At 58.9% G+C, this 11,708-nt stretch carries 10 protein-coding genes; 2 read left to right on the top strand and 8 right to left on the bottom strand.

Going from position 1 to position 11,708, the window contains the following annotated elements:
* Positions 1 to 303 precede the first annotated feature (303 nt).
* The 8 genes from PZA18_RS22800 to PZA18_RS22765 form a co-directional block, all read right to left on the bottom strand.
* Positions 304 to 816 carry a hypothetical protein gene (locus tag PZA18_RS22800; RefSeq protein ID WP_284103199.1) on the bottom strand — a complete coding sequence of 171 codons (513 nt, stop codon included), beginning with the start codon at positions 814 to 816 and terminating at the stop codon, positions 304 to 306.
* A gap of 131 nt (positions 817 to 947) precedes the next feature.
* Positions 948 to 1,499 (bottom strand): hypothetical protein, encoded by a 552-nt coding sequence (locus tag PZA18_RS22795; protein WP_284103198.1) that lies wholly within the window; start codon positions 1,497 to 1,499, stop codon positions 948 to 950.
* Between the two features lie 32 nt (positions 1,500 to 1,531).
* Positions 1,532 to 2,194, bottom strand: coding sequence for a hypothetical protein (locus PZA18_RS22790; RefSeq protein WP_284103197.1), 663 nt, complete (start codon positions 2,192 to 2,194; stop codon positions 1,532 to 1,534).
* A gap of 51 nt (positions 2,195 to 2,245) precedes the next feature.
* The gene (locus PZA18_RS22785) at positions 2,246 to 3,409 is read right to left on the bottom strand and encodes an ABC transporter permease (protein WP_284103196.1); all 1,164 of its coding nucleotides are present in this window, start codon (positions 3,407 to 3,409) and stop codon (positions 2,246 to 2,248) included.
* A gap of 14 nt (positions 3,410 to 3,423) precedes the next feature.
* A complete protein-coding gene (locus PZA18_RS22780; protein WP_284103195.1) occupies positions 3,424 to 4,578 on the bottom strand; it encodes an ABC transporter permease in 1,155 nt (384 codons plus the stop codon).
* A complete protein-coding gene (locus tag PZA18_RS22775) occupies positions 4,575 to 6,482 on the bottom strand; it encodes an ATP-binding cassette domain-containing protein (RefSeq protein ID WP_284103194.1) in 1,908 nt (635 codons plus the stop codon). The genes PZA18_RS22780 and PZA18_RS22775 overlap by 4 nt, the downstream gene beginning before the upstream one ends.
* A complete protein-coding gene (locus PZA18_RS22770; RefSeq protein WP_284103193.1) occupies positions 6,479 to 7,540 on the bottom strand; it encodes an HlyD family secretion protein in 1,062 nt (353 codons plus the stop codon). Before PZA18_RS22770 ends, PZA18_RS22775 begins: the two co-directional genes overlap by 4 nt.
* A 14-nt stretch (positions 7,541 to 7,554) precedes the next feature.
* Positions 7,555 to 8,877: a TolC family protein gene (locus tag PZA18_RS22765; RefSeq protein ID WP_284103192.1), complete on the bottom strand. Its 1,323-nt coding sequence runs from the start codon at positions 8,875 to 8,877 to the stop codon at positions 7,555 to 7,557.
* Positions 8,878 to 9,238: 361 nt separating this feature from the next.
* Between PZA18_RS22765 and PZA18_RS22760 the strand changes: the two genes are divergently transcribed.
* Complete coding sequence (locus tag PZA18_RS22760; RefSeq protein WP_284103191.1) at positions 9,239 to 10,039, top strand: transporter substrate-binding domain-containing protein; 801 nt, start codon at positions 9,239 to 9,241, stop codon at positions 10,037 to 10,039.
* A gap of 576 nt (positions 10,040 to 10,615) precedes the next feature.
* The gene (locus PZA18_RS22755; protein WP_284103190.1) at positions 10,616 to 11,500 is read left to right on the top strand and encodes a hypothetical protein; all 885 of its coding nucleotides are present in this window, start codon (positions 10,616 to 10,618) and stop codon (positions 11,498 to 11,500) included.
* The last annotated feature ends 208 nt before the right edge of the window (positions 11,501 to 11,708 follow it).

Genomic DNA, 11,708 nt, shown 5'->3' with positions numbered 1-11,708 from the left:
GTTTTTGGGCCTGATGCAAGGCAAAAAGCGCGCCGCTTTGTTATAAGCCACGCTATTTTTAACGCGGCAGCAGGCCAAAATCCGGCGAAACCCTCCGGGCCGGGTCGATTTTTGGGGCATGGCGTCGTTAGGGTTCGCTTATTTAGCTCGCTAAACTGCACTCACCCTGCCTAGCCCTGCCCCAAAACTCGACTCGGCGCGACCGGAAACAAAACGTCAACAGAGCCTAGATCTGCCTGGCTGATCAAGCCCTTCACAGTGCGGACCACGGCCCGCACTGCGAAGTGCCAGAACCTCGTCGGTTCAGCGGGACAAATGGGGCAGACCACCGCGTAGTTGTAAGGAGAATCCCTCCATTACCTGCCCAAACCGGTGCAGGTTGTGGGCATCGTCTGAGCGCGGGCTTTCCACCAGGATATTGATCAGTACATGGCTGGTGATCAGCGCGTAAAAACGGCAGAAATATTCGAGTTTTATTGATCGACCGTGTCCGCGCACCTCAATGCCCGGATAGTCGGTGGCCCGTCGCTCGACATCGACCTGCTCCAGCGAAAACTGCCCCAAGCCACGTTGAATGGATTGCCAGCGCGCCGCCAGCAGACGATCGGCTGCTTCGTCGAGCTTTGGCTCGTCCATTTGCCAGGGCGTATGAATCACCGTCAGCGCCGAGCCATCGCTGCGGCCAAACAAGTATTGCTCAGGATTGTGCGAGGATTCCCGCCGCCAGTTGCGCGACAGGCGCAGGGTGAAATGCCGGGTCTCAAGGGCCGGGCCATTCAAAGGTTCCGGCTGGGTAGCAGTAAGCCAGTCAAACAAGGGCGCCTCTTCAGGTGATACCGGCCATATCGGGTAAGACACCCTCTCGGCATCGGTCTGGGTTCGTCACCCTCAAATATGGGCACTGGCGGGTTCTGCAAGCACCCGCGCCCATTCCAGGTTCCGCAAATCTAGTCCGTTACGGTCAGCATTCTTGCCAAGCGTTTGCGGCGGATGATTTCTGCGCCGATTGCGATGGGGGACAGTGACAGCATCGCCATATTGAAATAAAAGGAATCAACCCAGACCATCAGCGCTGCCACCATGGCCATGCAGGCCAGAGTGCGCTTTAGCAGGGGAATTTGCGGAAACAGGACAATACAACCGGCAATATTCGCCAGCACCACAAATGTCATGATTCTTTCCATGATATTCAGCCCATACAAACCCAGGATAGGCAGAATGCTCAGGGCGATACATACCAGTGTCCATTTATAGCGCTGGCGTAAATCGGGCTTGCGCAAGCCCATTATCAGGCGGGCAATGCACACTAGCGCCATCGACGGCAAACCCGCAAAGATAAATATAAATACGCCGCAAAACAGGAAAAAGACCATGCCGCCAAATACGGCACCATCCAGAAATCGGCTGAACATGCCGGCAAAATAATCTCCGGCGCTGCCAGCTGCATAACCTGGTAACGCACAGATCAAAGCCATATAAAATAGAACCAGCTTACGCACAACAAACTCCCGAAGACAGCAAGATAAGGAATCTAAAAACTGAGAAAGCCCACAAGCCCAATGGTAAACATCATGGTTGTCAGCACGATTTTTTCGACTTGCTTCAGCTTTGATGGAAGCAGCAGAACGCCAGTGATATTGACCACTGCAACCGCTATGGCCATGCCACTCCAGAAATTGGAAAGGAACGGGTTGACTACTACCAAACAAGCAATCACAAATAGAGAAATAACTGCTGCTGCCTTGGCGTCAAAACCAGTTTTGACGTTTAAATAAACACTCCAACCAACCATTGCTACTGACAACAAAAGCTGTACGCCAACAACAAGCAAAAATAACGTGCGAACTATACTTCCCATACTTTCAAATATTGGCGCTAACAACACCCCAAGCAAAGCCCCTTGATCTGCCGCCGCAATACCCGGAAACAAGCCAATCAAAGTCACAAAAAAGCCAATCAACCCACTCTTATTAATTAGATTAATAACAGAAAAATCTTTAATCAAACCACTCACCGGAATACTTTCCAAACAATCAATCTTTATTACTTTTAATTTGCAGCAAACAAAAATTGTCCGACTCAATAACAATGCTCCAGCACCGTTTTTCTGCAATATTTCAAGCTCGACCGGCTTTTTAGCACATTGGGATGAAAAATCCCATCCATCTTTTGCTGGATGAGAGGGTCTGATCAAGGCTATGGCAGGCAGGGCGCCGGTCGGCGCCCTGAGCGGGGATGGGGTGGTTCAACCAAACTGTCGGCGAAAACGATACAGGCCGAAGCCGAACAGCAGGCAACCGATCACGCTGAGGGTGGCAATCGGCCGAAGCAGTGCTGCAGCTGTCTGGCCTTTGAGCATGACGCCGAAAGCGATGTCCATGAAGTGGTGAAGCGGGGAAATCACCATGGCATGAGCCAGCCAGGGCGGCATGGCTTCGGGCGGCGTCCAGGCGCCGGAAAGGAACAGCATGGGTGCCAGCAGCAGGATAGTCAGCATGCCAACCTGTGCCTGATTGCGGGCCACGGTAGCAATGAACAGACCCAGCCCGGCTGTCGAGAAGACATAGAGTGCCGACAACCCGAAAAACAGACCGAGGCTGCCACGACATGGCACATCAAATATCGGCCACAGCACAAACCCGAGCGAGAGCAGGATCGCCAGCAGAATGGCGCCCCCCATGGCCAGCACCTTGGGCAGCAGGATCTGCACCGGCGACAGCGGCGATACCAGCAGCTGCTCCACCGTTCCCCTCTCCTTCTCGCGCACAGCGGCGGCGGCCGGCAACAGGATGGCGAAAACAGTAATGATGTTGAGAAGCTGTGACAGGCTCATGAACCAGGCGTCATCCTGGTTGGGGTTGTACCAGGCACGTATCCGGTTATCGACGGTGGGCAGGCTACCCGCCGCCACACCGGCACCTTGCCCCAATGCCTGAGACAAGCCGGTTTCAATGCCAAAGCGGCTGACCACCCGGGTGATGTAACTGGCTGCCATGAAACCCTGTACCGAATTCGAGGTATCGGCCCACAACCCAATGGTGGTCTGGCGCCCTGCGGCCAGATCGGCACTGAAGCGCGGCGGAATATCGAGGGCCAGCATGGCGCCGCCACGATCCAGCTCGGCCAGCGCCTGCGCCTGGGTGTGGGCCTGCGCATCGACACGGAAGGTCGGCTCGACCAGTCGGCCGGTCAGCTCCCGCGCCGCGACACCGTGATCGGCATTGCTGATGACGGTGCGGGCATGGCTCACTTGCAAGGTGACGCCCGAGCCAGCCAGATAGATATCCACGGTAAAGGCGTAGACCAGAAACAGCAGTAGCACCCGATCGCGCCAGAGCTGGGTGAGTTCCTTGCGGGTCAGCGCCAGCATCGGGCGCATCCAGTCACGGAGAGTAAGCAGAAATTGCACAGTGAGTCCTTGTTTTACACTTTGGGTCGTTTGCTCATCAGCAGGAAACCCGCCGTAAACAGTGCGGCAGCGTAGCCAGCCAGCACCAGCAGCTGTGGCCACAGATCAGCCATGCCGCTGCCTTTCAGAAAGCAGCCAACCGCAATTTCGGTGTAATACATGGCCGGCAGCGCATGGGCGATCAGCTGACCCGTCGGCCCTAGCGACGGCACCGGGATCAGCACTCCCGAATACAGCACCGCCGGGACAACCGTGACGATGGCGGTAACGATCATCGCGGCCACCTGGCTGCGCGTGGCAATCGACACCAGCAGACCGATACCGGTGGTACACAGCACATATACGCCGCTGGCGAGCGCGAAAAACGCCAGCGAGCCCCGAAATGGCACACCGAATACCCACAGCGCCATCAGCCATAGCACCCAGGCATTCAGGAAGGAGATCGCCACATAAGGGGCGAGCTTGCCGAGCAGGTATTCACCCCGACTGAGGTTGGAGGCGTACAGATTGAAAATGGCGCCCGATTCCTTTTCGCGCACCACCCCGATCGAGGTGAGAAACGGCGGCGAGATCATCAGAATCACCATCAGCAGCTTGGGCACGATCGACCACAACGACAACACGGCCTCGTTGTAGCGATAGCGCACGGCCAGCTTGACCGGGGTCAAGCGCTGGCGTGCAGCGTCTTCGGTCAGGCCGCTGCGCTGGGCCAGCAGCTTGGCCAACCCATCCAGATTGGCCTGGGCGTTGATCGCATCGAGATAGCCTTTGGTTGTCAGGGCACGAGAGGGGAAGGTGCCGTCGATCAGGGTCTGTACTTCTGTTGGTTTGCCGGCAGCCAGCCGGGCACCAAAACCCGCCGGAATAATCAGTGCTGCCCGCACCGTGCCGCTGGCCATCAGCGTATCGAGTCGATCCGGGTGGTCCAGCTGGCCCAGCAGATTGAAGTAGGGACCGCTGCTGTAACGTGCCGCGTAATCACGGCTGTATTGGCTGTGATCCTGATCGATCACCACGAACGGGATATGTTCAACATCCAGCGACAGACCGACGCCGAACAACAGCATCAGCAGCGGCGGCACAACGAAGGCCAGACTGAAGAACAGCCGGTCGCGAGCGATTTCACGCCATTCCTTGTAGGCATAAGCGGTAATGCGTTGCAGATTCATGTCGCCTCCAGCTCGGTCATCAACGCGACGAAAACGTCTTCCATGCTGGCCGGCAGCTCACCCAGTGCGCGGGCAGCCAAACCGGCCGATGCCAGCAGCTGGCACAGACGAGGGGCTTCGGCTGCCGGGTCTGCCACAAAGCAATGCAGACGTCGCCCATGCAGACTGGCATCGACACCGGCCGACTGCAGCTGTACCAGTGCCTGACGCGGGGCCTCGACCTCCAGCGCCAGCAATTTGCCGCGCCGTGCCGCCAAAGCCTGCTTCAGGCTGGCGGGCGTGCCTTCGGCTACCACCCGTCCGGCAAACATCAAGGCCAGCTTGTCGCAACGTTCGGCTTCGCTCATATAGTGCGTGGTCACCAGCACGGCCACACCCTCTTCGCGTGCCAGACGGAACAGGATGTCCCAGAAACGACGGCGGCCGAGCGGGTCCACGCCGGATGTCGGCTCATCCAGAAACAACACCCTGGGTGAGTGCACCAGCGCGCAACCGAGCGCCAGCCGTTGCCGCAACCCCATGGGCAGGCTGGCCGCCAGCGCGTCTTCAAAGCCGGCCAGCCCTGCCATGTCCACAATCCATCGCGCCCGCTCGCGGGCCTGTTGCCGTGACAATCCATAAATCGAGGCATAGAGCTGGATGTTTTCGATGGCCGTGAGATCGGTGTAGAGCGAGAACGCCTGCGACATATAGCCGATGCGTGCCTTGATGGCGCGACCGGCCCGCTTCATGTCCGCCCCTGCCACCCACCCTTCGCCACTGCTGGGTGGCAGGATGCCATTGAGCATCTTGATCGCCGTGGTCTTGCCGGCACCGTTGGCGCCGAGCAGGCCGAAGACCTCGCCGGGCAGAACACGGAAGTTGGCATCATCCACCGCGACAAAATCGCCAAAGCGGCGGGTCAGGTGGCGGGCTTCGATCACCGGTTCGGCGCCGTGAGCCTGGGCGACCACCACAGGAGGTGCCGCTGGCGGCGCCCCAACCAGCGCAATGAAAGCGTCTTCAAGTTCGGGTTCGCTGGCACGGGTCTGCACGGTGCGGCCGAGCAGCGTGGTGATGGCAGCCTGTGCCGCCTCAGCGTTCAGCCCTGCCAGAAACAGGCGCCAGTCACGGCCACGCGGTTCAAGGTAACCAAACTGCCTGGCCAGCTGCAGCGCCTCATCACTCTGCAGATCGTGCAAGGTCAGCACGGTGCCGGACTGCGCCGCACTGAGACTGGACGGCTCACCCGCTGCCAGCGCCCGCCCCTCGTGCAGCAGCAGCACCCGGTCGAACCGGCTGGCCTCATCCAGATAAGCCGTCGAAACCAGCGCTGTTGCGCCGGTCTCCTGCAGCAGCTCGGCCAGAATCGCCCAGAAGTCACGGCGGGAGACCGGATCGACGCCGGTTGTCGGCTCGTCGAGTACGATCAGCAGCGGAGCGTGGATCAAAGTGCAGACCAGCCCCAGCTTCTGCTTCATGCCCCCGGAGAGCTGCTTCATCGGCCGGGCGCGGAACTTGCCCAGCCGGGTGATCGCAAACAGACGCTCCTTGCGTGCCTCCGCCTCGGCCTGAGGCACCAGCCGCAGCCGCGCAAAGAAATCGACGTTTTCCTCGATACTGAGGTCGGGATACAGATTCTGGCCCAGCCCCTGCGGCATCAAACCGATCCGATCCTTGATCGACTCGGCCGCCGCGTCGCTATCGATTGCCGTGCCAAAGACACTGAGACTGCCGCCATCGAACTGCAATACACCCGCCACCGCCTTCATGAAGCTGGATTTGCCCGCTCCATCCGGGCCGATCAACCCGAAGATCTCGCCAGCATGAATCGTCAGGTCGAGCCCATCCACGGCCCGCTGAGCGCCATAGCGCTTGCGAAAACCACGCGCCTCCACCACCGGCTGCTTGCCCCCCTCTGTCATCGTGGTGCCTGCCAGCTGGCGGTTTCGATGTAACGCACCGCCGCATCGGCCGGCAGCCCCGGCGCCAGGCGCGCATCGGCCACCGGCTTGATCAGCAGCTTGATGCCAAATACCTGCTTGGCCCGTTCGTCATGGGTCTGCACCTCTTTCGGGGTGAATTCAGCGCGGCTGGCAATCGTCGTGAGGCTCGCTTCAAACGGCCGGCCGGGATAGGCATCTACCCAGATCCGCGCTGCCTGACCAATCCGCAAGCGGCCGACTTCGGTCTCCGGCACATACGCCCGCAAATACAGCCGCGCCGGATCGTACAGCTCGAACAGCGTGCCCCCCGCGCCCACCACCTCGCCCGCTTCCCGTGCCCGCACCGCAACCAGACCGGCCGAAGGTGCCCTTACCTCGGTCTCCGCCAGGGCCGCCCGGGCTTCGGCCAGCTGCGCCTGCGCCGCCGCAATCTGCGATTCCAGCGCCCCCAGCTCGGTGCGCTTGGCCGCAACCTTGGCGCTCAAAAGCTGCGACTGCGCCAGCTGGCGCTCGGCCTGATCAAGCTGGGTACGGGCCGCCACACTCGCCAGCCGGGCCTGCTCGGCCCGATGGCTATCGAGCGCCCCCTCACGCTGCAGCGCCGCATAGCGCTCGGCATCACGGCTGGCCTGGTCCGCCTGCGCCGCCGCACGGGTGCGTTGCGCTTCGTTGGCCGCCACGCTCAGCGGCGCTTCCCGCCCCGCCACGTCCACTTCCGCCCGCCGTGCCGACAACTGCGCTTCCAGTGCCGCAACGGCTGCCGCCGCAGCCTCGACTTTGGGCTTGATCTGGCTGTCATCCAGCCGGGCCAATAACTCACCGGCCGCCACGCTATCACCCTCCTGCTTGTATAGCGCAACGATGCGCCCGGCCACTTTACTGGCCACGGCAATACGGTCTGCCTCCAGCCGGCCATTGGCGTGAATCAGCCCCTCGGGGGGCTGGCCGTGATCACGCTTGAGCAGCGCAAAACCGGTCAGCGCCAGCAAGCTGGCAATCACCAACACGGGAATCAATTTATGGATAGGGAGTTTCATATTGGGGTCTCAGATCAGAGTTCACCGATGGCACGTTGCAAGCGCAAACGAGCCAGTTGCAGGTCGTATCGGGCATCAAGCAGGGCGCGGCGGGCGTCGGCCAGCCGGGTTTCAGCGGCCAGGACCTCGGTCTGGGTCGCAACACCCTGCTGATAGCGGCTACGCATCAGTCGTAGCGATTCGGCAGCCAGTGCATCGCCCGCCTCACTCACAGCCAGCCGCTGACGTGCGGCGTTTTCTGCCAGGGTCGATTGCCTCACCTCCAGCAGCACCGCCGCCTTGGCATCCTCCCGCCGGCTTTCAAGCGCCTGCGCTTCCAGCGAAAGGGCTGCAGCCTGCTGACGCTTCTGGCCGCCATCGAACAGATGCCAGCGCATGACCAGCCCAATGGCACTGGTATGCGTGTCGGTGGTCGGCAGACCACGCCAGCGCAGGTGCATGGCCTCGACCGCGACTTGTGGCGCATCTTCGGCCCTGGTGGCGCCCGCCTGTTGTCTGAGCACCTCACCGCCCGACTGCAGAGCCGCCAGCTCGGGCCGCTGCCGTAACGCACGCTCTGCTGCATCAGCCGGCAGTTGATAAGACGTCAGCACCACGGGCTCCAGCCTGACCGGCGCATCCGCCGGCCTCGCCAATTGCCGGTTGTACGCCGCACGGCCAATCTCGCCTGCCTGACGCGCATCAATCAGCCTCCGTTCGGCATCAGCCAGCGCTACCTCTGCCGTCATCCGCTCGACCGGCGCTGCCAGCCCCTTGGCCTCCATCGCCACCACGTCCTGCCGGTGGCGTTGCAGGCTGTTGCGATAGTGGGTGGCAACATCCAGCGCCGCCTCTGCGCGCAGAACATTGAGGTAGCTCTCGGCCACTGCGAGCTTCAACGTCTGCCTGGCAGTATGCTCGCCAGCCCGTGCCAGCTCGCTGTTAGCCCCCGCTGCCGCCTGCAGCGCACCAATGCGACCGCCGGTATACAAGGGGTAACTGAGCTTGAGTTCGGCCAGCGCCAGATCACGCTCGGCCAGCGGCACCGCCACGCTGGAAGGCAGCAGCCTTGCCAAACCGGCCTGCGGAGTTCCAGCCAGACGTTGCCCCAGCGGGCTGAGATCCAGTTCCGCCTGAGGCGCCGAACTTAGATGTTGTGCTCCCCCGGCTGCCACCAGCGTCGGCCAGTCCAACGCCTGGGCCGCCGCCTGCCGGGCTTCGGCCGCCTGCCGTCTCTGAACTTCACCCTGCAAGGCCGGGTTGTCGGCCAACGCCGCCTGCCAGGCCTGCTCCAAGGTTTCAGCCTGAGCGCCACACAGCAGCGCCACGGCCATCCATCCTGCAAATCGTATGTGCATTGCAACATTCCTAATGACTAACCAGTCAGTTATTAAGAGTGTAGAGCCGAAATGCGCTTGCCGACTTGATCTGAATCAAGTCAGCGCCGCAAATCAGATAAATTTCGGGGTTGTGCGGTGCAAAAAGACCGCTGTAGATAGAATCAGGCGGATCGGCAGAGAACGACCGCTTGTCGGGAGAGGGGTACGGGTTATTGCCATTGGCATGGATCATGCCAGATGGATGTTCTATAGATTAGAATGGCACCACAAATCTTTCTGTAAGCTATATGTCAGTTTGCAGTCTGTGCCTGCAGAGAACTTAGCGAGCTGCCTACAGGGCGTTCAAGCCCGTGCTCGCCGCACCAAGGAAATGACGATCATGAAAAAACCCCTCGCCGCATTGCTCGCCTGGAGTCTGTTACTTACGCCTGCCTGGGCCGACACCCTCGACAACATCAAGAAGCGAGGCACATTGGTCGCAGGGGTGATGTATGCCTCGCCGCCTTTTGGCGTACTCAACCCCAAAACGCAGACCATCTCAGGTTACGACGTGGATTTTGCGGCGGCCATCGCCAAGCGCCTGGGGGTAAAGCTGCTGGCACAGGCGGTCGATCCGGCCGACCGCATTCCAAAGTTGCAGGATGGCAGCATTGATCTGGTGCTTGCCACGTTTACCAAGAATGCCGAGCGCGAAAAGCAGGTGGATTTCAGCATCGGCTATTTTGTGACAGGGCAGAAATTCCTGGTCCACAAAGGCAAGGTACGCAGCCTGGACGACCTTGAAAAAGGCACCATTGGTGTTGCCAAGGGCACCACCTCCGAGCAGCAGCTCCGGCGCGAAATGCCCAAAGCCAAGATCAAACTATTCGATAGCAATAAAGACGCTGCAGTGGCGCTCTCTGGCGGCACCATCGACGCCATGACCAGCGATGAGCCGATTCTGGCAGGCCAACTCAGCCAGCTGCCCAACCGCAAGGAATTCGAGATCAGTAACGTATCAATTTCACTCGAAATCTACGCTGTAGCCATGAAAAAAGGCGAGAAACGCCTGCAGAAAGAAGTGAACGACACTCTGGTTGAAATGGAAAAAACCGGCGAGGCCAAGCGGGTTTTTGAGTATTGGTTTAACGAAAACGGCCCAGCTCCGATGATGCGCAGCTTCTCGATCATGCCACTGTAAGCGCTATTTGGTTTTCCATTTGGTTGTCGGCTCGGTTGGCGTTGTCCCAAAGCGAATCTGCGCGATTCACGACAACACAACCGGGCAGCAGCCCTACCCCCCTCCTCTGGCTACTCGGCCGAAAAGCCACACCCATCCCTCTCTTCGCCGCAAAAAAGCCCCGCAACATTTGAGGGCCGCCACAACCTTTTCTATTTTCTGAACAAATTATTACATAAATCGGAAATTTGATTAGATTGCCCAAATCAAAATATAATCATCATCAAGATGGTAATTTAAGACTGCACACCAAGACACGCCAGCCATTCAATACGGCAGATATGCCCTACAAGCATTTGCCAACACTTTCCGCGCCTCACTCAGCAATCTGCAGCAGGAAAGTAGCAATATGAAAAACCGTTTGCGCCGAATTGAATGATTGCCGCGATTACAGCCAGCCTCATTAACTATTCTCACAGCGCCTTTGCATCAAACAATGAGCATTGTTGCTGTTTTTAATAAAACTTAACCATTCGTGCAATTGCCTTTTCCAGAATACTCAGATCCACACCGCTCAAACAAAAAACAGGAGAATTCATGGCAACCGTTTACTCAACCCCTAGGCGTACTTTCCAACTGCGCACGCTTTCCTGCCTGATCGGCTTTGCCGCACTCACCACACTTGCCAGCCAGGCTTCTGCAGCGGACGTACCGTGTTTTCTGAATGGCTACGCTACTGGTGAGTTTGTATGGCAGTTAAATAGCCCCTCTCAGGGCGCGGAGTACGTTGTGGCACCGGGTGGAAGTGCGACCGTCAAGGTCGCAGGGGCAGCGCAGCTGGTGACTAATTTCGACTGGTTTGGCAGTAAGGAATGTATCGCCTATTGGTACTCACCCAATGTCTGGCTGGAGATAAACGGCAACCAGAGCCTGGCGCTTGCTGACGGGATTTACAAAACACAGTTCACAGAGGCGTTTACATTGCGCGCTGGCACGTATTCCCTTCGAATGAAAGGCAAATACCAGCTTGCCGCGATGAATAGCCAGCCCATCATCAGCTATTCACAACCTATCCAGATTACCGTCAGAGAGCAGAAGGCCACCCCAACCATCGTTGGGCAGCTGGTTGCCTTAAGTAAAAACCCCTATTCCAACAAAGTCCTGACGGGCGGCTGGGCATGCCTGCAGGAATCGGCACAACCTATCAATGTTGCTTTCTACGCAGGGCGCCCCTACCCGGATGGCACGTTCCTGACCAGCATGCCGGCCAGCTACACCGTGCTCCCTCTCCGCAATATGGATTCGTATGACGCAATCATGAAGCAGTGCGGCAGAAACGATACCAGAGTTGGATTTGATGCAGAGGTAACGCACTGGCTGAGTCAGTACGCCGGTCAGCCGGTGTACGCTCACGGGGTTTATCCCGATGGAAGTGTCTCCGGACCACTCCGGGGATCAGGCATAACCATCCCCACGCCGTAATCTTGTAAAGATAGCCTCATGCCGGCAGCCCCCCCCCCTGCCGGCGCAGAGATACCGAAAGAGTGCGTTGTATTTTCTAGCTGTCAGGTTCCGCCTGTTTATAAACTTTCCTCGTAAACAGATCCGGCTGTTTAACCTGCCACTGTTTCATAGCCTCAATCGGAGACAAGAAGTTGAGGGCTTTTTGTGGGATGTGATGATTGTAGGC

It is taken from the genome of Parachitinimonas caeni (genome assembly GCF_030129945.1).
Classification (GTDB): Bacteria; Pseudomonadota; Gammaproteobacteria; order Burkholderiales; family Chitinimonadaceae; genus Parachitinimonas; species Parachitinimonas caeni.
The sequence above is the reverse complement of the archived record's forward strand: the minus strand, read 5'-3'. Positions and strand labels throughout refer to the sequence as shown.